Source organism: Methylocapsa acidiphila B2 (assembly GCF_000427445.1).
Taxonomy (GTDB): domain Bacteria; phylum Pseudomonadota; class Alphaproteobacteria; order Rhizobiales; family Beijerinckiaceae; genus Methylocapsa; species Methylocapsa acidiphila.
Genome location: NZ_KE386496.1, coordinates 3,180,906 through 3,205,057, shown reverse-complemented (window position 1 = coordinate 3,205,057; position 24,152 = coordinate 3,180,906). Strand labels below are relative to the sequence as shown.

At 58.2% G+C, this 24,152-nt stretch carries 14 protein-coding genes, 1 tRNA gene and 1 pseudogene; 9 read left to right on the top strand and 7 right to left on the bottom strand.

Annotated features, from left to right (window positions below; translation table 11 throughout):
- Positions 1 to 105: 105 nt before the first annotated feature.
- From METAC_RS0117720 to METAC_RS0117705, 3 genes are all read right to left on the bottom strand, one after another.
- Positions 106 to 3,990: an Eco57I restriction-modification methylase domain-containing protein gene (locus METAC_RS0117720; RefSeq protein WP_026608062.1), complete on the bottom strand. Its 3,885-nt coding sequence runs from the start codon at positions 3,988 to 3,990 to the stop codon at positions 106 to 108.
- A gap of 833 nt (positions 3,991 to 4,823) precedes the next feature.
- Positions 4,824 to 5,060, bottom strand: a complete 237-nt coding sequence (locus METAC_RS0117710) for a conjugal transfer protein TraD (protein ID WP_026608060.1) — start codon at positions 5,058 to 5,060, stop codon at positions 4,824 to 4,826.
- A 1-nt stretch (position 5,061) separates the two neighbouring features.
- Positions 5,062 to 5,391: a conjugal transfer protein TraD gene (locus tag METAC_RS0117705; protein WP_026608059.1), complete on the bottom strand. Its 330-nt coding sequence runs from the start codon at positions 5,389 to 5,391 to the stop codon at positions 5,062 to 5,064.
- A 177-nt stretch (positions 5,392 to 5,568) separates the two neighbouring features.
- On the opposite strand from METAC_RS0117705, the gene traA reads away from it, so the two are divergent.
- The 5 genes and pseudogenes from traA to METAC_RS27200 all read left to right on the top strand — a co-directional run.
- Positions 5,569 to 8,589, top strand: a complete 3,021-nt coding sequence (traA, locus tag METAC_RS0117700; protein ID WP_026608058.1) for a Ti-type conjugative transfer relaxase TraA — start codon at positions 5,569 to 5,571, stop codon at positions 8,587 to 8,589.
- Positions 8,590 to 8,717: 128 nt separating this feature from the next.
- Entirely contained in the window at positions 8,718 to 8,924 is a 207-nt protein-coding gene (locus METAC_RS25965; protein WP_084143762.1) for a helix-turn-helix transcriptional regulator, read from the top strand.
- A 326-nt stretch (positions 8,925 to 9,250) separates the two neighbouring features.
- On the top strand, positions 9,251 to 9,946 hold the full coding sequence (locus METAC_RS26570; protein WP_156898266.1) for a hypothetical protein: 696 nt from the start codon (positions 9,251 to 9,253) through the stop codon (positions 9,944 to 9,946).
- A gap of 219 nt (positions 9,947 to 10,165) precedes the next feature.
- Entirely contained in the window at positions 10,166 to 13,966 is a 3,801-nt protein-coding gene (locus METAC_RS0117695) for a hypothetical protein (protein WP_156898265.1), read from the top strand.
- A 663-nt stretch (positions 13,967 to 14,629) separates the two neighbouring features.
- A pseudogene (locus METAC_RS27200) lies at positions 14,630 to 15,679 on the top strand (recombinase family protein); the annotation flags it as partial.
- 297 nt (positions 15,680 to 15,976) lie between these two features.
- Here the strand turns inward: METAC_RS27200 and METAC_RS27195 are convergent.
- From METAC_RS27195 to recJ, 3 genes are all read right to left on the bottom strand, one after another.
- Positions 15,977 to 16,207, bottom strand: coding sequence for a hypothetical protein (locus tag METAC_RS27195; protein ID WP_026608054.1), 231 nt, complete (start codon positions 16,205 to 16,207; stop codon positions 15,977 to 15,979).
- Between the two features lie 27 nt (positions 16,208 to 16,234).
- Positions 16,235 to 16,310, bottom strand: a tRNA-Glu gene (locus METAC_RS0117665).
- Positions 16,311 to 16,449: 139 nt separating this feature from the next.
- Positions 16,450 to 18,273 carry a single-stranded-DNA-specific exonuclease RecJ gene (recJ, locus tag METAC_RS0117660; RefSeq protein WP_026608053.1) on the bottom strand — a complete coding sequence of 608 codons (1,824 nt, stop codon included), beginning with the start codon at positions 18,271 to 18,273 and terminating at the stop codon, positions 16,450 to 16,452.
- A 267-nt stretch (positions 18,274 to 18,540) separates the two neighbouring features.
- On the opposite strand from recJ, the gene gluQRS reads away from it, so the two are divergent.
- Positions 18,541 to 19,434 (top strand): tRNA glutamyl-Q(34) synthetase GluQRS, encoded by an 894-nt coding sequence (gene gluQRS, locus METAC_RS0117650; protein WP_026608052.1) that lies wholly within the window; start codon positions 18,541 to 18,543, stop codon positions 19,432 to 19,434.
- A 375-nt stretch (positions 19,435 to 19,809) separates the two neighbouring features.
- Positions 19,810 to 20,583, top strand: coding sequence for a DUF6134 family protein (locus tag METAC_RS24335; RefSeq protein WP_051335662.1), 774 nt, complete (start codon positions 19,810 to 19,812; stop codon positions 20,581 to 20,583).
- Positions 20,584 to 20,664: 81 nt separating this feature from the next.
- Here the strand turns inward: METAC_RS24335 and METAC_RS0117640 are convergent, their stop codons facing one another.
- Positions 20,665 to 22,689 carry a M23 family metallopeptidase gene (locus tag METAC_RS0117640; protein ID WP_425338937.1) on the bottom strand — a complete coding sequence of 675 codons (2,025 nt, stop codon included), beginning with the start codon at positions 22,687 to 22,689 and terminating at the stop codon, positions 20,665 to 20,667.
- A 573-nt stretch (positions 22,690 to 23,262) separates the two neighbouring features.
- On the opposite strand from METAC_RS0117640, the gene rplU reads away from it, so the two are divergent.
- Complete coding sequence (gene rplU, locus METAC_RS0117625; protein ID WP_026608049.1) at positions 23,263 to 23,577, top strand: 50S ribosomal protein L21; 315 nt, start codon at positions 23,263 to 23,265, stop codon at positions 23,575 to 23,577.
- Positions 23,578 to 23,709: 132 nt separating this feature from the next.
- A complete protein-coding gene (gene rpmA / locus METAC_RS0117620; RefSeq protein ID WP_026608048.1) occupies positions 23,710 to 23,985 on the top strand; it encodes a 50S ribosomal protein L27 in 276 nt (91 codons plus the stop codon).
- Positions 23,986 to 24,152: the final 167 nt, after the last annotated feature.

Below are 24,152 nucleotides of genomic sequence, written 5' to 3'. Positions count from 1 at the left end.
AACAGTCGGTTTTCGCTGGCCTGACTGTCTTCGTCCGGCCTTAGGAAATCAAAATAATCTGCCGCCTAACGAGCAGCCTAAACCTCTTCAGCAAAGACTAAAATATCAGACCGACCCCTGGTCATAAACGAGCGAAACTTCAGACACCGACAGCCCATAGAGCCGATTAGCTAGCTTATTCAGGCTAGCCTCGGAAGAAACAATCTCTTTTTCGATGTTAGTTAGTTCACAGTCCAGGTCGGCGATTTGCCTTGCTAAAGCGGCATTGTCAGTGATTCTTATACAGCGCAGGTTGGTAGCTAATGCCGCCGCGCTAGGGTTATCCGGCAGCGGATTGAGGTTAAGGTAATTTCGCCAAGCGATAAGAATCTGACTGGCTTCGTCGGCATCTACGAAAACCCCATCAAGCACAATTGTTTCGTCGTCCTGGACTCGCAGCTCACCTTTCACCAACTTTACTTCCAAGCGTGCGCCCGGGCGCAAACGGTCCTGTAGCTCATCAATTTTGGTTTCAACTTGCTTCACTTGTTGTTCCTTCGCCCAACTAGTCGTCTGACGAGTGGAAAGCCCACTCGGGGCTTTTGCTCTCCAAGCATCCAAGCTGCGAACCGAAGGCCATAGCCACTCTGCGGACCTTTCCTGTGTTTCACAAACGTCAAATCGGCGTTCTAGATTCGCCAAAGTGTCCCGCCGCGCCGTGTGGAGCTTCGTCAATTTCTCTGCGAGTAGCGTGACCTTTTCGGCCTCGGCCGTCGACGCCTTGGGAATCGGAAGGGGAGCGATGAATTGTTTGTTGGCTTCGAAGTAGCCGCCCTCTTTCGGTTTGGCGATGCGTTGGAAAACCCAGTTGGCAATTTCCGAATTCAAAATGCCGAGAAGAAACCAAAAGTCTGCAGGCCTCTTAAGCAAAACTCCATTCACGCGGACGTTGTTCAGATAAAATTTTCCTTTGTGATCGGGACAAACCGAAAGGCGCTTTACAGTCTGCGCAACAATAAGTTTTGGTTCTTCCTGCTTATCGATGCCTTGGTGGCGTCCGAAGCGCCACCAGGTGTCATCATCAAAGCCGTTGCTTTCTCGGGCACGTAGCTTTTTTTCCAACCCCTTAAGGTGTTTCCACGCTTTCGGGTAGTTTCTAATCATGACATCCTTCGAGAGCAAAGATGTCTGACCGGGACTGACGCTATATGGAAATAGAATAAACGTCGTCGTCTTAGGAACTTGATATCTGTTTGCTTCTCGGCCGGAGACCAAGGGATGCATAATTGCATCCTCAATTTCGATTTCTTCCGCTGGAGGCTTTGTCCTCGCGCCTTCTGACTTAGGCGGCTGATATAGGTAGCGATTCTTTCCTACACGCTCGAAGTGATAGATGGGGTCAGCGCTTGTGATGAGCCCTTGAAAAATTTGTTGGGAAATCTCGTCGAGCCGACGGCACGATTTGCCGAGTTTGTCGATGACGGCCCGTTCAGGACGGGACACCAAAATCCAGGTGTCTTCCTTGGGAAGCTCCTTATACGTGACAAACCAATTCGGGTCGTCCCAGTCGTGAATGCGGCTGATTTCTCCAGTAGGTGCAAGAGCGAAACGCACTCGCTGATTCTTACTTTTGGTATAGAATTGCAAAGCGGTATAAATAATGGCTTCATCGAAGACCTGGAAAGACCCAAAATCGATCCACCTGTCCAGATGCCCCCCCGCGTGGAGCAGTTTTCGGAGTCCCTCGCCATATTCGTTATAACGCCAGAGGCTAGGTGCAATAAAGCCGAGTCGACCACGCGAGTTAAGAAGCTCTAGCCCACGTTCGATGAACGGGAGGTAGAGATCGTAATTGCCAGTCTGGCAGCTTTGATATCGGGGTACGTCGCCATGGCCTCGGGCGTTGCGAAGGAAGTCCGCAGTCTCGGGATAAACCTTTTTGAAGTTTTGAAGCTTCACATATGGTGGATTGCCAACGACACAATCGAAACCCGGTCCCCCCGGCCTGTTTGACTTAAAAATGCTTCGGAAACGCTTTTCGTAGTCGAATGGATTTATCGCTTCTTTTTTTGCTTCAGTTGCCGAAAGAAGATCTTTCTTGAATTCATAAACTTCGGTTCCAACGAGGGAGTTTCCTTCCACAATATTGGTATCCAAATTAGAAAGAGGCTGGTCCGATTTAGCCGTGTGAAGCCACAATGCAAGCCGAGCAATCTCGACAGATGCAGCGTTTATATCTACGCCAAAGATATTTTTTGAAAGAATTTGACGGATTTCATCATCGGCTTTGAACTCAAATAGTTCTTCTCGCTTTCCACCCGTCACTAGCGCCAGCTCGCGCTGTGCCCGGCGCCGCTCCCGCAAAAGATATTCGAGCGTATGGATCAGAAATGCCCCAGACCCGCAAGCCGGATCGAGAACGGTGAAGGAATCCAAACGCTCAAGAAAGAGTCGGACACCCTGGACGTGCCTCTTAAAGACCTCGCTGCGTTCGGATGGAGATTTCGCAGTCTGCTTTGCAATTGCGATTTCATCGCTTTCAATCTCAAAACTCCACCCAACCTCCGCTCGGATTTCATCAAGTCGGGGTCCGAGAGTTTCTGCAACAACTCGCTCGACCACCCATTCGGGGGTGTAATAAACCCCATCACGCTTACGTTTAGTGACTTTCGTGAGAGATTCACGCCCTTCCTTTTCTGCCTCGAGCACCTCTAATTCGGTTATCGATTGCTCAAAGATCCGGCCAAGAGTGTAGAGCGTAATGGCCTGCCCCTCTTTGCCCGCTGTGCCAAAATTGTAAGTTCCCGCGAAATACAATAATGTCAGGGGATGAGCCTTGAGAAGGGTCTCGCTCTCCCCTTGAAGCTTGGCGCAAAAAACTTCATTTGGAATAATGAGGTTGTCTAACTCAGGATCAGTCGCGAACAAACCACCGTTGAAGCGATTGATCGCTCGTGACCGAAACCTTTTACCCGCATCCATGGCATGGAACAATTCCTTGAGTTTGTTCCACGCATCCTGCTCGTCGGGTTCAAAGGTGCTGCTCTTACTTAATTCGCTTAGGTAATCACTCAAAGCGTTAGGCGGAAAACTCAATTGCTCGCCCATATCCTCACAAAACATAACAAAAATACAGCGATCTATGAATTTTTGAGCGAGACGAACCAATCGGCCCTTTGTGCCAGAAAACTTTGGATTGTACTTAATCAACAAATCGACCAGGCGCTCTCGATAGGCCCGGTATTCCAAATAAAACGATGTCTCGATCTCCTTCTCTCTACGTCTCTGAAATTTGAGCAGTTTCAGAAGGCTTGATGGCCCACCTTTTGTCAGAAGACTGTCTGCGTGCAGAAGTTTGATGAACAGAAAGCGCTGAAAGCTAGGGGCTTCACCTTCAGCCAGCAGCGAAATTCCTTCGTCGGTTGTCTTCTTAGTGAGAATGAAACGTTGATATTGGCTTGGCATCGTGTTTCGCCAATAAAGGCGAAACTCGTTCATGTCAGTTACGATGCCCCATGTGGGTTGGATCGCTTCGTTGCCAAAGAAGGGCTTCATTGCCTCGCGCAGATAGTCGGCGCACTGCTTCACCGGGGAGCGATTGTTACCCTTTCGCTTCTGCGGGCCGTCCAGATTGGAGCGAACGTCTTTGAATTCGCACATGACCTGCGGCGTGGGCGGAACATCGTCACTACCAAAAACGCCAAGGGCTGCGTCGGCTTGGCCGATCGCTCCGCCTGCGCCAGCTCCCGCAACCGGAAATCTCGGATAGCAAGTGAAACCATCTGCGGCGTGGGTTTTCCCGCTGGGCGAATAGCCCCAGGTGTCCTCAAAAAACACGCTAATGAAAGCCGCTTCCGAAGAGGTCTCTTTTTGAAAGGCCTTCTTTGACCATTTGTTCAACCTGTCAATGAGTGCTTTTTCAGCCGCGCTTCCCTGAAACGCCTGAAACTCCTTGTCAAAAACCGCACGTAAATATGAGTCAGATAAGAGAGTTTGGTAAGTCGCAGTCATTAGTGCCCCGCCGGCCTATATTCGCTTTGCTCACGGTGCCCATTTCCCTGCGTAGACCAGCAGGAAACACGCTTGTGGAATCGCCGAATCATTCGCGAGCCTTGCTGCTTAATCCATTTGTTTAAACCAGAGGCCCGTTAACTCACGTACGCCGCAAAACCAAACACCGCCAGGGCCACGTTTGGCAAAGGCCGCAAGGCTTGGACCTGCCTGTCCGCATTTCTCCGATAGTGACGTCCACTATGCCCTAATGCAAATCCTCTCTAAACAGCGCACTTTCCCGGACCGTCGAATCCCCTCCGGCACCAGTTTTAGTAGGGCGCCGGGCGCTCGACTCCTTTGGGGCCGCAGCTCCCCAGACGATCGTCTTTCGCTGGGCGCCATTTGATCAGCCGCTCGGCGAGCCGGCCTATGCCGCGGCCCCAGCCCGGTGCGGAATCATATGAGGGAGCGGTGTATCCGTCCGAGCAACGCAGAGGCACATGATTGTCCGCCTGCTGAACCCCTGATCCATCAGGCCAAGCCAGCCCGCAAGCTGCTCGCCGACAAAGCCTATGACAGCACGGCATCCGGACCTCTCCACCACCCCCGAGCCGGACTGAGCTTTGGCAGCTCGCTGCATTCCTTAAACGCACAATCCGTTGCCATGTACCGTCCTAGCGCTGACCAAATGAATTGAAGACGCGATCGACTGATTCAGCGCCCTTCGACGCAGAGAGACGGAGGCCAGAAGTTCGCCTGCAATGTTTGCTGAATGGCCCGGTGTCAAGCGGCCCTGGGTTGGTGCGCGTCTGCTTTCAATAACCGCGGTACACGTTGAGCGGGCCCTGGCGTTAGGCACTATTGATGGTTCGCTCATTTTCGAACGCTTGCTTCCCTTTCTTTGTCCATAATTCCCGCGCATGTTCAGCCTGATCGCTTTTGAGCTTGTCAGCTATCCAGAGCAGCGCGCCGTAGATCATGGCTCGGTCATCGCCGGTGAGGTCCACGATTCCCGCCTTGACGACGAGGCCGCCGAGTTCGATCAGATGCCGCGTGCGCTTGCGGCGTTCGACCTGCCAGGTGCGCATGTCACGTCGCGCCCGTACCGCCAGATGACGGTTGCGCGCTGACCGATTGTGCAGGAGCGTAGCTCGTGTTGCGGTCAGACGCCGATGCAGTTCGCCGCGACCGGCCCTGAAAGAATACGGCCCCGCGTTTCGCCCAAGCCTCCTTCTTCGCTGTATCCGCAGTCTCAGTCAGCCCGATCAATGCGCCGGCCAGTTCCTCGGCACTGAGGGCGTCGGCGCCTGTTGCGATCACCAGTTCGCCCAGGTGTTGCACCTTACTCTTTCTGAGGTCTCGTGTCTTATCTTCGAGCGCCTTCAGTTCGGCATCGAAGTCCCGCGGTTTGCGAACCATGGTCATATCTTTCCGCAAGTTGTGTCGATGCAAGGATGATAGTTGAGCGCTGGCCTGAATGCTGTAAGGTTGCCGGGACGGGCTGGAACGGCGGGAGCAGTCCCGAGAAATTCATTTCGAGGGCGCGCTTATACGTCGTTCCGACGTAGCTTTTGCCGTGGCAATGATCTGGTCGCGATGGCGATCTATCATCTTCACGTCAAGGTCATTGGCCGCAAGTCCGGCTCCAGCGCCGTAGCATCCGCCGCCTACCGCTCGGCCTCGCGGCTGCGCGACGAGCGGATCGAGCGCAGTCACGACTTCTCGGCCAAGCGCGGCGTCGTCCATTCCGAGATCATGCTGCCGGAGAATGCACCCGAGGCGTGGAGCGATCGCGAACGGCTCTGGAACGATGTCGAAGCCGTCGAGGTCAGGAAAGACGCGCAGCTTGCCCGCGAGGTCGAATTCGCCATTCCGCGCGAGATGAGCGAGCGCCAAGGCATCGAACTCGCCCGCGACTTCGTGCAGTCCGAATTCGTGGACCGGGGCATGATCGCCGATCTCAATGTGCATTGGGACATCGGCGAAGACGGCATGCCGAAGCCTCATGCCCATGTCATGCTGACCATGCGCCAAGTAGAGGTAAACGGGGACGAGAAGGGCTTCGGCCCCAAGGTGCGGGAGTGGAACCGCACCGAGATGGTCGAGCGCTGGCGGGAGCGCTGGGCGGAGCTTGCCAATGAACGCCTGGCAGCCCTCGACATAGATGCGCAGATCGATCATCGCAGCTTTGAGGCGCAGGGCATCGCGCTGGAGCCGCAAAGCCAGATCGGCGCGTACGCAAAGCGTATAGAAGATCGTGGCATCGACAATCAGGGGCTTGAAGCCGAACGCGCGAAAATGCACCGCGAGATCGCGCGCGGCAATGGCGAGAGGATCATCGCCGATCCTTCCATCGCATTGGATGCCATCACGCATCAGCAATCCACCTTCACGCGCCGCGACATGGCGAAGTTCGCAAACCGGCACAGCGATGGCGTCGAGCAGTTCAATGCCGTGATGGGCGCGATGCGGGGCGCACCCGATCTGGTTGAGCTGGGCAAGGACGGACAGAGCGAGGATCGGTTCACAACCGGCGCGATGATTGAGGCTGAACAGCGCCTGCACCGCGCCGCCGAACTCATGGCCGAGCGGGAACGCCATGAGGTGGAGCACGCCGACAGGCTGGCGGCCCTAGCCCAAGCCGAGGCGCGCGGTCTTGTCCTTTCAGCTGAGCAGGCCGACGCACTGGCGCATATCACGGACGGACGCGATCTGGGCCTGGTGGTCGGCCATGCCGGAACGGGGAAGAGCGCGATGCTGGGCGTGGCGCGCGAAGCCTGGGAAGCGGCGGGCTACGAGGTCCGCGGCGTCGCCCTCTCCGGTATCGCCGCTGAAAATCTCGAAAGCGGATCCGGCATCGCGTCGCGAACCATTGCCAGCCTGGAACATGGCTGGGGACAGGGCCGCGACGGGCTCTCGGCGCGCAATGTTCTGGTGATCGACGAGGCGGGCATGGTCGGCACGCGGCAATTGGAGCGCGTGCTGTCTCACGCTGCAGATGCCGGGGCCAAGGTGGTGCTTGTCGGCGATCCGCAACAATTGCAATCCATCGAGGCAGGAGCGGCCTTCCGCTCGATCTACGAGCGTCATGGTGGCGCCGAGATCGGCGAAGTGCGACGTCAGCGGGAAGACTGGCAGCGCGACGCCACGCGCGATCTGGCGACGGGCCGAACCAGCGATGCGATCCATGCCTATGACAGTCGCGGCATGGTCCATGCCGCCCAGACACGGAAGGACGCGCGGAACAATCTGATCGAGCGCTGGGACCGCGACCGGCAGGCGGCGGCAGACAAGAGCCGCATCATCCTGACCCACACCAATGCCGAGGTTCATGCCCTCAACGAAGCCGCACGTGAACGGATGCGGGCCGCCGGCGATTTGGGCCATGACGTGCGTCTCACGGTCGAACGCGGCACGCGCAACTTCGCCAGCGGCGACCGCATCATGTTCCTTCAGAATGAGCGCGGTCTTGGAGTCAAGAACGGCACGCTCGGAACGATCGAGCAGGTTACCGCACGATCCATGTCCGTGCGGACCGATGACGGACGCGCCATCCCCTTCGACCTCAAGGATTACGACCGCATCGACCATGGCTATGCGGCGACCATCCACAAAGCGCAGGGCATGACCGTCGACCGCGCCCATTTGCTAGTGACGCCAGGCCTGGACGCCCATGGCAGCTATGTCGCCCTGTCGCGGCATCGCGACGGCATGGAGCTGCATTATGGGCGTGACGACTTCGCCGGTCCGGACAGACTGGTGAAGACCCTGTCGCGACAACGCGCCAAGGACATGGCCTCGGATTATGAACAGCTTGACCCGGCGCAGACCTATGCCGAGCGGCGCGGGATCACCTTCCGCGCGCGGGTCGCCGAGATCGTGCGCAGGATCGTGCCGGAGAAGGTGCGCGACCGGATCGAGGGTCTGCTCGACGGGTTGCGCGACCGCGGAGACGCCGCATACGCCCCGGAGGCGGTGCAGCAACCGGAAAGGGAAAGCGCCGGAATGGGCACGCGGCACGAATCTGCGTCGCCTGCGAGAGAGGTTGCCAGGGACACAGCGGAGGCCCTGCGCAATGCCCGCACAAGGGCGCTCATCCGCCATGCCCGTGCCGTGGATGCGATTCTCGCCACCGGAGATGCAGATGGTAAGGGCAGCCCCGAGCAGATGCGCGAACTGAACGACGCGCGGGAAGCCTTCGAGGCGGTACGCCCCTACGGCTGGCGCGATGCAGAGGCGGCCTATGTCAAAGACCCGAACCTTGTCCATGAGGCGGCCACGGCCAGCCCCAACCGCGCCATTCGCGCGCTCCAGCTTGAAACCGAACTCCGCATCGACCCTGCCAAGCGCGCCGACCGCTTTGTGGAACGCTGGCAGAAGCTCAATCAGGCCAGCCAGCGCCAGTATGAGGCGGGTGACATGTCCAGCTACAGAGTGACACGATCAGCCATGGGCGACATGGCGAAGAGCCTCGAACGCGATCCGCAGATGGAATCGCTCCTCGCCAATCGCAAGAGAGAGCTTGGTCTCCAGATGGAATTGGAGCGGCGTCTTGGCCTCGAACTCGACTTCCATTACGGCCTCGGTCTCGGCAGAGGTCGGGGCCTTGGACTTTGACCCCGCCTATTTTTCGCCGCCTCTACGCCCCGCTACGACGATGCGAAAAACCCTCTTGCGCGTCCAAAAGCACTTGGTCTGTCTGTCCCAGAAGCCGTCAGAAACAACCAGCGGGAAGCAGCGCAGCCATGCCCGAACCCGACCGTATCATCCGTCTGAAAACCGTTCTCGCCCGGACCGGCCTGTCCCGGTCCACCATCTACCGCAAGATCGCCGAGGGCACGTTCCCGCCCCAGATTAGGATCAGCGTCAACGGCGCTGGCTGGAGGGAATCCGACATCAATCGCTGGATCGCCGATCCCGTGGCATGGCGTCCGAGAGGGGAGCTTAGATGACCGATGGCGACGTGGATGATGATGAGTGGGCATCGTGGCCTGTCCCCAGCGCACCAAGCCACCGACAGCACCGGAGCAGCCTGAGACGCTCTAGGCTATCTCGGAAGTCCGCGGCGACGACGTCGGCATCGAATGGAGCCTCGAGAGAAAAAGAACGCTTCGGTTAGGGGCTGTAAAAGAGGATCGTTGGCGAAAACCTCTGTTGCGGACTTAATCAGTCCGGATTTTCGGATGCTTCCGCAAAGGCCGATTTCAACGTTTTGCAGGTTTATTGTGAATGGAGCAATCTGTCTATCGTGCTAGTTCGTTCATCACCTGGAAATCTAATGAACAAGGAAGATATCCGAAAAGCAGCTCTAAGAGCTGATCTGGTCGAAATACGCATTGGTCTTGCGCATTTTACCTCGACCGTATTCCAAAAAGTCGGAACAGAACTTCATGTAGTCGGGCACCTCATTGGAACAGACCGACGTGACAGCCTATCGCCTTTCGGGCACGGCAACGATGCTACTGTCGCCGTTTCCATGCTATTGAAAATTGGTAGCCAACTTACTTCCGCAAGTGCCGATCTTATTACAGATGGTCGCCACTACGCTGGCTCTGCTCTTATCCGTCAGTTGGTCGAGGTAGAATATCTGGCATGGGCGTTCGAAGCTAAAGACGAGGAAGCAGCGCGTTGGCTTCGCAGTTCGCGTGACGAACGAAGAAACTTTTTTGCTCCAGCGAAAATCCGAGCGGCTGCAGGTGACCATTTCCGCAGCGTAGATTACGGGTATCACTGCGAGTTAGGTGGTCACCCAGTGCCTGGCTCTTGGGCCCTGCTCAATGACGACAAAGCAGTCGCCCAATTGATGTTGTCAGATTGCCTTGGTCATACAGGCCGAATTTGGGATCACGTTGTGGGTTGGGCAAAAAGCCATCCTAACGGAGTGCCCGTTTTGGCAAGGGCTGATGAAATGCTAGAACAGTATTCTCGTTGGAAAAAGCTTGATCTGCTGGCGGCGCTTCCGCCTCCCCCTTAGCCTGTAACCAATTGAGCGCATTACAACTCCATGTCCAGCATCTGCTGAGCCGTTGTACCTGCTGGGGCAGTGAGCCGGACCTTCTCCCGGCCGTCAAGGCGGGCGCTTCGCGCCCCCGATGGCTCACGGCCTTGACCGCCGGTCGCCGGTCCGGCCGTGGCCTGCCATGCAGGTTAAGGCGAATTGGGAGCGGATGCTCCCTTTCTAACGGAGATGGCAATGAATGACTCAGCATTTAATCCCGAAGATATTTTTTCAATTCTCCCATCATTGGGGTTTGGCAAGGTGCCGCTGAAGGCGATCATAAATGAGCATCAGCAACTCTTTTCAACGCTAAATGAATACGACCCATTGCGCCTGGCTACAGCCTTCTCAGGACTGTTGACGGTCCCGGAATTGCAGAGCAATTGCATCCGCCTTGAAGCTCTTGTGTATATTTCCCTTGCCTTGGGCCGCGGCAGCCGAAAGCCGACCGACAAAATTGTTTCATCCCTTTTTACCGAATTGGGGAAAGGTACGACTGGACGCCATGAAGACCCCGCAGAGGATGTATTTGTTTCGTTGATCAGCACCCCACGTGGCAATTTTCGAATTATTGAGGGAGTTTGGGAGTCTGCCGGATTTTATCTTCAACGCACCGTAGATGCGCTTGAGCTGTTACCCGCAGACGGCCACTTTGATCAGATACGAAACACCGTATATGCGCTGCTATCGCTCTCCGATATCGTATGCGAACGCACCAAACTCCGACGTTACGAACTCGGAAATCAAATACCTCAAGACACGCTGAGCCGGAAGACTCTAAGCGCTTTGAGTTCGTTACGTCGAGCCGTCAAATTTAGCGAAGCAGATTTAAAAGCGTTAGGTTTATCACTAAGCCTCTTGAGTGAGTTTGGGTTTAACCCGTCGACGCGCTTCGATCTCGCCGAAGAAGAGATCGGTCATTCCAGTTTAGAAAGAAACCCGGTCGCATACCGTAATGGAGACGTGTTTCTGATGCTTCCGACGGCGGTGAGCGCTGCTATTCGCCGCTACGTCGTTGAAGAGATGGAGGCGTACAACCTTCGAGAAATGTTCGCGGGGGCGATGGCTATCGCCTACGCAAACCTTTTCTCTAATACGTCGCTGCTCGGCTTGCCTTCTGGAGCTCCTGTCGAATTTCAAAGAACAGATAGCGGATTTCTTGCCAGCGTCATGATGCAAGCAGACCACGGCCTTTATATCAATTTAGTTTTCTTCGTCGACACTCTGGAAGATTTCGAAAATAACGGATTGCTCGGCGCCTATCCGGCAAAGAATAATGTCAAGCTAGCCGAGCAAGTCGATGTCTGCATAGACAACGCCTATGTAGGCGCGCACAAAATGCCGGGCTTCCGAGAGTGTCTCACTGTGCTAGTGGGATGCGGAATTGGCAGGGCCATAATTGATTTCACATCCGAAAAAGAACGCAGGAATTGGCAGCTCGAATTCATCAGCGCGTCCGATTTGCTGACGCTTAGTTCGCTTCGCGATTTCACAGCCATATCCCTTTGGCGCCTTCTTGAGGCGCAAGCTCGTCTCGAACAGCTCGGTGTGACGTTACAAAACGTCAACGGCCTTCTGAATCTGATCGGTTGGGCCAGATCACTTGGTGGTCATCTCGTTCCACATGGAGATTTACCCGAGGATTTCGCAGATGGCGAGGATGACCGCTCTACCTTCATTATGATTGAGCAGAACGCCTTGAGGAGTGTGCGGCACGAAGCTGCTCTACAGTCGGACGTTCACAGTATCCGGGACATCGAAGGCTCGTGGGTCAAGGTTCAAAAAGAAGGAAAATCGCTCTTCGAAGAAGACCGCAATACGCCCTTCTATGTGGCTGAGGAAGACTGTATCGGAGAACAGTGGCCGAGTTGCGTCTATGAATCTTCAACGCGGCCTTGGTGGGTTGAACTCCATACGGCTCCGGAAATTGCGGGATATTGGGCTTTTGAACGCGCGCAAATGCTGAAGACTTGGCTGTGCAGGATGGTTCCTATTTTGGAAGATGTCTTACCAGAGCTTCCTTTAGAGCCGTTACTTTGGCGCGTAACATTTGAAGGCAAGATGGGAGATCGAAAAGCCGAGGGTAAAAATGAATTCATGGCATTTGACGAAGCCATAGCCGCCATAAGCGTGGAAGCGCATTCTGGCAGCTCGATCCTCGATTTGGTTATTGGGCCGGCTTTTGAGGACGCAATTCGTCATCCGGAGAACATCGCGGAACGGGCGCTGATCACGCGCAGCATTGAAGGATTTGCACAGCTTGCAGGCCGCACCTTGTCGAAAACTGAGCAAGAGGCGGTTGTTCAAAGAATCGCACCGAATACCAGCGCCCGTCAGAGCCATGCATTTATGGCTCGACGATTCAGGGATTTCGTACGTGATTCCGTGTGGATCTCTCCGGTCACGGTGGACGCCGACGATGCAGCGCTTATCAAACTTGGTTTGGGATGGTGTGTGCGTGATCGCAAGCTCGGTGGGGATATTCGCGGCAAGGCGAACTGCACCGCTTATCTGAGCGACATAGTCCAAATGCTGGAAAATGAACTATGTGAGGATCTACGGCAACTTGACCGACGATCTGTCATCATGTTCGCGCTAATGAATCATGAAAGTGCTGTCAACGAACGTGACAATTGGCGACGTACTGCCGGTGCCGTCCTTGCCCTTCACAGCGACAGAGAAGCAGCTCTTCAAACCATTGCGGAGCATGAAGCCGAGCTTAATGCGGTATTTCAGGCTTCTCGACTCCTCGTTGAATTCGCAATTTGTGAGTGCCCTATGACGGGGGGTCAGGAGCCAGGTCGACGGGATGTGTCGCGCTTGATGGCCAAAGTCTTGTTGATTCCCGCTTTTGGAGGTTGGTCTGACGCCATTCATTGGGATGCTATGGAGCCCCGGCTTCGTATCACGCCTTTGGGCGACATTCACGCCAACGTGGCGTTTCATAACGAAATCATAAGTCCGTACGGCCGGCTTGGAATCGATTTGACAGTAGCGGATAACATCAAGAACTACGCCAAAAATTTGGACGAGCCGGAAATTAAAAGCACTGATGCGAATGCCTTTGGAATCGAATTCAACGAAGCACTGGAGGAACAGTTCGGAGCCAGTTTTCACGCTATAAGAACATTTGTCGACGCGGTGGAAAACATTGGCATAAAACGCCGCCGAGCTATTTTTACGCTAAAAAAAGGCGAGCTGCTTGACGCGATAGAACAAGAACATTTGATCGAGCCGGACGCTGCAGCCACACTTATTGATGCCCTGACGTTCAAAGGTCGACCGCAGTGGCGCAGCGTTCCCGACGGATATGAGGAACGAGATCGATTTCCATGGCGGTTCCGACGACGACTTTCGGTCTTGCGAATGCCACTGATCGAACTTGATGAAGAACAAGATCCTGCGATCATTGTAGCGCCGGGCATCGTACGCGATGCGGTAGTTTATATGATCGGGAATTATCATCGCGGCGATTATCCGCTACGACAATTGAAGCCAAAGATGAAACGTTGGGCAGGTGAATCACGAAAGCGCATGGGTCGCGAGTTCAGCATAGCCGTCGCGGAACGGCTGAAAGACCTCGGCTGGAAGGCAGAACCGGAGGTACGCGTCACCAAGCTTTTGCAGAAAGGATTTGAACAGGATTACGGGGATGTCGATGTTCTGGCATGGCGCGACGATACAAACCGAGTCCTCCTAATCGAATGCAAGGACGTCCAGCATCGCAAAACGGATGGCGAAATCGCAGAACAACTCGGCGATTTTCGAGGAGAATTGGGCTCCGATAGCAAGCCAGATCACTTGTTACGCCATTTGCGGCGCATAGAGATCATTTCGGCGCATCCGTTGGAAGTTGCGAAATATCTTGGCTTTAGTAACACACCACAAATTGAGGGACATCTCGTATTTAAAAATCCGGTACCAATGAAGTTTGCATGGAAACGAATGGAATCCCGCGTTACCTTGCATCTTTTCTCCGAACTCGACAGTCTCTAGGTGAGTTTTGGCGCTTCCGCCGACGATCGATTCGAAGCGGGCTCTGATGAATGAGGCGCTGCGGGTTCGGGCGGTCCGCCGGGGGCAAAAACTACGCGGGCCGCGTCCAGTCGTCATTGTGCAGGATGACAGTTGCGTGCTCGAACGTTAAATAGACATCGGTTAATCTGCTCCAGATAACGCCGCATCTTTCCCCGCCTGCACAAGGCAAGTATTTTTACGCTTCTCGGCGACCTATTACGTTCCTTTGCGGCATCGTACTGTGGCGTAAAATTGGGCTATTCGTGTTGAGAGAGATTGGCGCGATCCTGCGGACATGCTCCGACCGCGCGCCTTTCATCCAAAAGAGACGAAAAGCTTAAAGTCTCGCGAAGAGGCGATGTCGCCTGCCGAGGCTTTCGCCACGTCGCGGCCGGAAGAATCAAATTATTGTCCGCAACCATCTGGGAGGTCCCCAGAACTGCTTGCACCGGATGACATGCAAGGGCATGATTCGGAGGCCTGGGGCGTCATCGACGATTGGCCGGAGATCGTTCCTATCACCTCTGATGAAGTCGAAGTGATAGAGGCTTTCTTGCGGAAGGTCCTCAACGACCTTCTAAAGTGACGACGCAGTGTCGGTCCATGTGATCCCGATGCCGAACTTAAGAGAGGTCCCCGGCGATGAACGTCACTCTGCCCATTGCTAGCCGAGCCGCCCTCTATCTCCGCGTTTCAACGACCCGGCAGGCCGAGGTCGATCTCTCGATCCCCGATCAGCGCCTCCAAACCGCTGCCTATTGCGAGCGCCAAGGCTGGTCCGTTGCCGGCGAATATGTCGAGCCTGGCGCGTCAGCGATGGACGATAGTCGGCCTGAATTCCAGCGGATGATCGAGCGTGCCTGCGATGACGATCGTCCCTTCGACGTCATCGTCGTCCATAGTTTCAGCCGCTTCTTTCGGGATGCCTTTGGCCTTGAGATGTACATCCGCAAGCTCGCCAAGCACGGCGTGCGGCTTATCTCCATCACCCAGGAACTCGGAGATGATCCTTCCCAAGTCATGATGCGGCAAGTCATTGCACTCTTCGACGAGTACCAATCGCGGGAAAACGCCAAGCATGTCCTCCGCGCCATGAAGGAGAATGCCCGCCAGGGCTTCTATAATGGCTCCCGCCTGCCGCTCGGCTTTACCCTCGAAGAGGTCGAGAAACGCGGCCATCGCACCAAGAAGAGAATCATCATCGATCCCGTCGAAGCCGAGATTGTCCGACTCATGTTCGAGCTCTATGCCCACGGTGACGGACAAAGCGGTCCTATGGGCGTTAAGGAGGTAACAAAGCACCTCAATGCCAAGGGCTATCGGACCCGCCTTGGCGGCCGTTTCGGCATTGGTCCAGTCCACGGCATTTTGACGAACCCGGTCTATGTCGGCGCCTGGAGCTTCAACAAGCGCAATTCAAAGACGCGGCAGGCAAAGCCGCAGAACGAGATCATCCCCATTAGCGTTCCGGCGATCATTGATCGGAAGACATTCGACAAGGTGCAAAGGACACTCCAGGCCAAGAACCCGCACGTTAATCCGCCACGTGCCGTCACCGGGCCAATCCTCCTCACGGGGCTTGCCCATTGCGCTTCCTGCGGCGGCGCGATGACGCTCCGCACAGGAACGTCGAAGAGCGGTAATATCTATCGGTATTACACATGCTCCTCCGCCATGCGCATCGGGGAGACCGCCTGCAAGGGCCGCTCGATCCCGATGGACAAGCTCGACCGGCTCGTGACCGAGCATGTCGCTGACCGCATCCTCGTTCCAGATCGATTGGAAGCCCTTCTCCAATCCGTCGCGGACCGGCGCCTCAAGACGGATGCCGAGGTTCAGGCGCGAATCGAAGCTCTTCGACGTGAAGTCGGCACTGCCGAGGACAAACTTCGTCGGCTTTATAAGCTCGTCGCCGAGGGAATGACCGACTTCGACGAGCTGTTGAAGGAGCAAATCGCTAAGTTCAAGACTGACCGTGACAAGGCCGCATCAGCCCTCGACCGGATCAAGAGCCACGGACCGGCGGTTCGATTGGATGCAGACAAGATCGCCCGGTTCGGCTCGCTCATGCGCGAGAACATAACGACTGGAGAAATCCCCTTCCGCAAAGCCTATTTGCGATCGCTGATCGAGGCTGTGGAGGTCGATGATCGCGTCATCCGCATCCATGGCTCGAAGACGGTCCTGGAGAGCGCCGTCCTCGCCGACCAGGCTATGCATTCAGGTGTTCGCAGTTTTGTTCGTAATTGGCGCGCCCAAGGGGAATCGAACCCCTGTTTTCGCCGTGAAAGGGCGACGTCCTAGACCGCTAGACGATGGGCGCGGAACTCGCGAGAGCTGGCTCGCGGGCGGCGAGAAGACCTCAGCCGGCGGACATATAAAGGGCGGCGACGAGGCTGGCAAGTTGCTGTTCCGAGCCAAAACGCTCCTATGCGGTCGGACGCCGTGGGGCGCGGGAAACGCTACGCCCTCCGCGCGCCGCCGGCGGGCGCGACATCGAGCAATCGGAGCTGAACGCGATCCCGTCCGCCCCAATGATCGAGCGCGAGCGTTCCGGCGAGATGGATCAGCGCGCCGCGGCCGGCGTGAAGCGCCCGCCCCAGCGGCTCGCCGGCGACGCGGAAGGCGATCCCGTCGATCCTTGCGCCATCGCCAGACTGCGCCCTGAAGCGCACATGGCCGGTGCCGACATCCGCAACATCGACGAGCCGATGCGCCGGCAAGGCGAAGACAGGCTCCGCATTGCCCGCGCCAAAGGGACCAGCGCGCTCCAAGGCCGCCATGAGCTCCGGGCGGGCTGCGGCGGCCGTCAGCGCCGCATCGATCAGCAAAGCCTCTCCGGCGCGGCGCGCCTCGACCTCCGAGGCGAGCCTTTCTTCCAGAAACCGCCGGAAATCGTCGAGCCGATCGCGCGCGACCGTGACGCCGGCCGCCATGGCGTGCCCCCCGCCCTTGACAAGGATCCCGGCCTCGACCCCAGCGCGCACGACGCGTCCGAGATCGACCCCTGCGATGGAGCGACCGGACCCCGTCCCCATTCCATCGGCGCCGAGGGCGACGGCGAAAGCCGGCCGCCGGAACTTCTCCTTGAGGCGGGACGCCACGAGGCCGACAATGCCCGGATGCCATCCCTCGGCCGCGGCGACGATCACGGATCCGCGATCGTCGAGGCCTATGCTCGCCAGCGCCTCGCCTTCGGCCTCCGCGAGCGTCGCGCGCTCCATCTCCTGGCGCTCGCGATTAAGCCGGTCGAGCTCTTCCGCGATGCGCCGCGCCTCGACCGGATCGTCGAGGCTCAACAGCCGCGCGCCGAGGGCGGCGTCACCGATTCTTCCGCCCGCATTGATGCGCGGCCCGATCAAAAAGCCGAGATGGTAGGGCCGCGGCGGCCCGTCGGCGCCGGCGACGTCGAACAAGGCCTTCAGACCCGGCCGCGCCCGCGCCCGCATGAGCGAAAGCCCCTTGGCGACAAAGGCCCGGTTGAGGCCGGTCAGCGGCGCGACGTCCGCAATCGTCGCCAACGCCACGAGATCGAGCCCCGCGAGCAGGTCCGGCTGCCCTCGCTCGGATCCAAAGAAGCCGCGCGCGCGCAGGACGCGGTTGACCGCGATGAGGGTCATGAAGACGACGCCCGCGGCGCACATCTGGCCAAGACCGGAGAGATCGTCCATCCGATTGGGATTGACGAGGATCGCCTCGGGCAGGATTTCCGGCGCCTGGTGATGGTCGAGGACGATCGGGTCGAGGCCGAGCCGGCGAGCCTCGGCCAAGGGCCCATGGCTCGTCGTGCCGCAATCTACGGTGATCAGGAGCTTCGCGCCGCCCGCGGCGAGATTTCGCACTGCCTCGACATTGGGCCCATAGCCCTCGAAGATCCGGTCAGGAATGTGAATGAGGCAAGGCGCTCCGACCTTTGCGAAATAATCGGCAAGGAGAGCCGACGCGGCGGCGCCGTCGACGTCATAGTCGCCAAAAATCGCAATTCGATCGCCACGCTCTACGGCGTCGGCGATCCGAGCCGCCGCCGCTTCCATATCGAGCAAGGACGACGGATCGGGCAGCAAGCTGCGCAAAGTCGGATCGAGAAATTGCTCGGCCGCCTCAGGACCGACGCCGCGTCCAGCGAGAACGCGGGCGAGCAGATCGTCGGCTCCGAGCAATTGGGCGATGGCCAGCGCCCTCGCCTGGCCCACCGCGTCGAGCCTATCTCGCCAGGGCCGTCCGAGAGCCGAGCGTTCGACGCCGAGAAAGGCCCGAGGCGAAGGCGCCAAAAGTGATTCGCTCATGCGTCGAGCCTAGACCCGGGCGTCGAGGAAGGCGAGGCTGGCCTCGCCACGCGCCGGCGCGCGAGCGAATGCGCTGGTGGAGGCAAATTGGACGAACTCCAATCGTCACAATGAATTGAGCCCGGATCTCACCCGTTCGGGTCTGGCCGGAATTTGACTGCAATTTCATTTGCCCCAAGAGGAAATGAGGCCCATTTCTGCTATCGCAAACTGTTTCGCTGCGGTTATGTTCGATCGCGGCGCGAAGCTAGCTCAAAGAGCCCAAGCATGACCCGGCCTCTCGGCAACCAGGTTTTCCGCTTCGCGCCTTCGTCGAACGGCCATCTTCATCTCGGCCACGCCTATTCGGCTCTGCTGAATTTCGACATGGCGCGCGCGGCCGGAGGCCGTTTTCTGCTGCGCATCGAGGACATCGACGTGGAGCGCTGCCGACCCGAATTCGAGCGCGCCATTCTTGAGGATTTAGACTGGCTTGGCCTGACCTGGGAAGAGCCGGTGCGCCGCCAATCCGAGCATTTCGCGGATTATGCTGCGGCCCTCGCAAGGCTCGAACGGCTCGGCCTGACCTACCCCTGCTTCTGCACGCGCGGCGAGATCTTGACGGCTGCGGCGGCAAGGCCCAATTGGCCCCGCGATCCCGACGGCACGCCTCACTATCCGGGCGCATGCAAGCTGATTCCTCCAGAAGAAAGGCGTAGGCGATTGGCCGCCGGCCAGGCGGCAACGCAGCGAATCGACATGCAGGCGGCGCTTGCCAGGTTCGGAGCGAGACTGAGCTGGCGCGAATATGGCGCAAACTCGGAAGGGTGGGACGTCGCGGCCGAGCCCGGACTTTGGGGCGACGCGGTCCTGTCTCGCAAGGATATTCAGACGAGCTATCATATCTCCGTCGTGCTGGACGATGCGCTTCAAGGCGTGACCGACGTGGTGCGCGGCGAGGATCTCTACGCGGCGACGAGCCTACATCGGCTGCTGCAGGCTTTGCTCGACCTTCCCCCGCCCTCCTATCATCATCACGCCTTGCTGCGTGATGCGGCCGGGCAAAAACTCTCGAAAAGTCTGAGAGCCAAATCGCTGCGGGCGCTGCGCCAGGAGGGACTCTCGCCGTCCGCCGTCCGCGAGCGCCTGGCGCCGCCGCCTATTCTCACGTCGGCGATGTGATCACTCCGTTGTGAAGTCCAGCGCGCGGCGGGGTCCACGACTGCCTGAAATAGGATAAGCTCTAGGCGGTTTGGGAGCGGAGATTCGCGCCGCCAGGCCGCAAGAGCCTGTTCCGAAAAAGTTGATCCGCTTTTTCGATATTGAGACATCGGATATATCCAATGTCTCATGGGAACACGCTCCAACTCGTCGATCTGGCGCAAAACGAGGACGAGTGAAAACAGGCCTTTCGCCCGCAGCTCGCGCTATGCTCTGGACGTCGAACATATTCATGACCTTGGATTGATTTAATCTCTGGTCGTCGTGACTCGAAAATGCGCGAATCGGGCGCGTTTCCACGCGAATTGAATTCTCGGGGCACTTACGGTGACAAAAATGAAATTTCGCTTCCAAGTCATTACTTTGTCATGCACAGCTCTCGCGAGCTTGGCGGCGGCTGGATTTGCGCCTGCCGCCTTGCGCGCCGAACAGGCCCCGCGCGTCAATACGCCGGCCAAGACAGAGGCGCTGCCGCGAATCGATGTTCCTCAAGCTCCAAACAAGCTTGTCGATACGCCGGCGGCGCCGAGCAAGCTTCACGAAATCTTTGAAATCGATCGCGAGGGCGGCAAGATCGGAACGACGACGATCGACGTCGCGCATCAGGGCGACGTGACGACAGTGAAGGTCGGAACCAGCATCTCGGTCAAAGTGATGTTCATCGAGGCCTATCGCTATGAGCATGCCGCGACCGAGACTTGGAAAGGCGGCCAGCTCGTCGGCTACAAGTCGCAGACCGACGACAATGGAACCAAGCATGTGATCGAGGTCGCGCCGGCGGCGGCGCCGGACAAGTTGATCATGACGATCGACGGCAAGAAAGGCGAAGTCGCCAAGGGGATCGCGCCGGCGAGCCTGTGGAACAAGGATGTAGTCTCCCGCACCGACCTGTTTCAGCCGGACAGCGGCAAGCGCCTATCGATCAAGGTCAAGGACCTCGGCGAGGAGCCGATGCTCGTTCGCGGCGTCAAGCGGCAGACGCATCATTATCGAATTTCCGACAAGACCCCCGGCGTCTTCGACCGCGACGTCTGGTATGAAGGCGAACTTCTCGTGCGGATGCAATTGCTCGGCTCCGACAATTCCACCATCGTCTCGGACCTGCGTTGACTCGCTCGCATTCGGCGTCTTAGCTGAGCGAGTCCCTTGGCGACTGGCGGCGAGCAGCCCGCCAGTCGCTTGGCCTATCGTTCACTTGACCTGTCGATCACTGGCCTGCCGGTCGGCGACAACACGGTCGGCGGCGGACGGCGCCTTGGCGAGCAAGCCGTCGATGCGGTCGCGCTCGCGCTTGAAATTGCCGAGCATGCGGCCGTCGAACTCGCGCGTCCGGGCCAGCTTGACCCGCATCGGGTCGACGAAATGCCCGTTGACCATGATTTCATAATGGAGATGCGGGCCGGTGGCGAGGCCGGTCTGGCCTAGATAGCCGATGACCTGCCCTTGCCGCACATGCGCCCCTTCGCTCGCGCCGCGGGCGAAGCCGGACATGTGATTATAGGTCGTGATATAGCCGTTCGCGTGCTGGATCTCGACCCGCCGGCCATAGCCGGAATCCCAGCCCGCCTTGGTGATGACGCCATTGCCCGCCGCGAAGATCGGCGTGCCGATCGGCGCCGCCCAGTCGACCCCGGTATGCGGCCGCGAATATCCAAGAATCGGATGGAAGCGCATGCCGAATCCAGAGGTGAAGCGCGCCGAGACGATCGGCGTGCGCACGAGGAATTTGCGCGTCGAACGGCCATTGGCGTCGTAATAATCCACGACGCCGTCGTCGGGCGTCTGGAAACGGTAATAGCGATAGGTCTCGTTGCGCGCGGTAATCGCGGCGTAGAGAAGCTGGTTGCGTGCGTCGCCCTCTTCGCTTTCGTCATAGAACGCTTCGAAGGAATCGCCGCCGGTCACCGGCCGCTGAAAATCGACGTCATTGGCGAAGACGCGAACGAGATCGTCGATGATCGGGCGGGGAATCTCCTGCTTCAGCGCAGTCTCATAGAGCGAATCATAGAGCCGCATGCCGTCGCCGTCGTCATCGTCGTCCGCATTCGGAACCGGCTTTTTAGCCGGACGCTGCGGGGCCGTCACCCGCACATAATCGCCGAGGTCGTTGATGGCGATATTGGTCTCCAGCGTCTCGTCGGAATAGATCGACAGGCGGGCCAGGGTCATCTTGGAGCCAGAACCGTCGAGATCCGCGAAAAGCAGCTTGACCCGACGGCCTTCCGCCACCGCCGCCTCGCCGCGCTTGAGGCCGAAGGCGGCTATGACGGCCCCAATGCGATCCTTTGCGACGCCCGCCGCGGCCAGCGCCTCCTCGAGCGTCTCGCCGTGACGGATGACGATGAGGCGTTCTTCCATCTGGGTCGGTTGCGGCGCTTGCGCCGAACGCTCGACATTGGTCACATTCTCCGGGACCATGCGAACTTCGATCGACGAGAACGGGGTCGTCACGACCGGGTCCGACGGATTGGCGTAGGCGAGAACGCCCGGAAAATTCGTCCGGCTCGTCCGCATCAGGAGCAGTTGCGGCGGCAGGGCGATCGGCTTTGCGCCGATGGTCGAGGCGTTCTTGATCTGCTCGGCGACCTGAGCGCGCACCTCGTCGATCGTCAGGGCGATGAGCGGCGACGGCTTGTCCGAGGCGAGATCGCGCGTCGACCATGAAACCTCGGCGTCGTCCTGCACCGGCTCCGGCGCGACGTCGATCGGGTTGCGCGCGTCGGCCAGCACCTTCAAAGGATTATAGGGCGGGACGTCTTCGGCAAAGCCGACGCTCGCCAAAACCAAGGTCGTCTCGACGCGGGTGAAGGAATGAACCTTCATGACTTCCTTGTCGCCCTGCCGGATCGCCGTGGGGGCGCGAAAGCTCTGCTTCGCCGCCACAATGTCGACCGCCTTGACGAGCCTGTCGGCCTTGCGCGGATTGACGCCGAAATCAATATTGATTTCCTTGCGCTGGGATAGAACTGGCGGCTCGGCGAAATAAGGCTGGCTTCCCAGGGCGGCGTAGATCGCCGCGGCAATCAGCGCCGCGCCCGACAAGCCGGTCAAGACCGTGCCGACGAACCAGCGCAAAGAAACCCGTCGTCCCTCAAAAGCCGCGTGGAGCGCACCCTCGGCCTCGATGCCGGGGTCATGGCCAAGATCGACGACGCCCATGAATCGGGCGGACCACGGTCCCATGCCGTGCTCACGATCACGCCAGTGCGATTCCATTGTCATGGCGTGTTTTCAGTCCCGCATGCCGCGTCCAGCTTCCGCGCAGAAAGCCTGGGCTTGAGCATGGCCTGCGCAGCGACGACGGTTCCCCCACCGCCGCCGACGCCCGATGCAATCTCATGAATTCTGCGCATATGGCTTAATATTTCAAAAATCCTATGAAATGTCATAAAAAGCGGACGGCCGGTCCAAGCCGGCTCGGCGCACAGCATTTCAAGGGGTGGGTTTGCGCGCAGCCTGAGATCCTCCACTAGCCGAGGAAATGACCCGTTGAAAATGGCTCAATTGCGGCGCATGGCGCGTCGCCTCGACTCCTCCGACCGCAACGGCGCGCGGATCGGTTGACAAAGAGCGATGGATTTCATACGAACTTAACTACTCGACGCGGCGTCATGGCCGCGTCTTTTCGTTTGCGCCGCGCGGATCGCGCCCTCTCGATCATCGGCATTCCGAATCGCGGGTGGGAATTTTGGTTGCGCGAGCTTGCATAAACGCAAGCTCGGCTTTGAGGGGCCGCCTATGGACTTCGCCGCGCCGTCGACGAAGCCCCTGGGAGCCTAAGGGATTACAATGTTCGCAGTCATCAAGACCGGCGGCAAGCAATATAGCGTCGCCGCCGAGGACACGATAACCGTGATGACGCTCGAAGGCGAGCCAGGCGATAAGGTCACCTTCGACAAGGTGCTGATGCTCGCGGGAGACGGCGAGCCGTCTTTCGGCGCGCCTTTCGTCGAGGGCGCCCGAGTCGCCGGCGAGATCGTCAGGCAGACGCGCGGTCCGAAGGCGATTTCCTTCAAGAAGCGCCGGCGGCAAAACTCGAAGCGTAAGCGGGGTCATCGGCAGGATTTGACTCTGGTCAAGATCACCGAGGTCCTCGTCGGCTGAGGCTGACCGGCCCGCGCGGAAGAGGGGCCGCCAGGAGCGGCGCGCCTCGGCCCGCAACTTGCCCAGATCTCGCCTCAGGCGATTATTCAACGCGCAAGCGCGTTTCACTTTGAACAATTTGGAGCCAGTCCTATGGCGCATAAAAAGGCAGGCGGTTCGTCCCGCAATGGTCGCGACTCCGACGGCCGGCGGCTCGGCGTCAAGAAATTCGGCGGCGAATCGGTCATCGGCGGCAATATTATTGTGCGCCAGCGCGGGACCAAATGGCATCCCGGCGCGAATGTCGGGATCGGGACCGATCACACGTTATTTGCTTTGATCGAAGGCAAGGTAGAATTTAAGACCAAGGGGAACGGGCGAGCTTACGTCTCGGTCATTCCCGCGCCGCAAGCTGAGGCAGCGGAATAAAGGCAGAGCGCTCGAAATTGCCCTCCGCCTGATCCTACGGACCCGGCGGACTGGCTTTTCCGACAGGAATTGCTCCTAAAATACAAGGGAAAAAGTCCGGTAGACTCGCGAGGGTTCGCAAGGGAGGTGGGCTAGCCATACCGCCGCTCTTTTCTTGGCGTAGGATT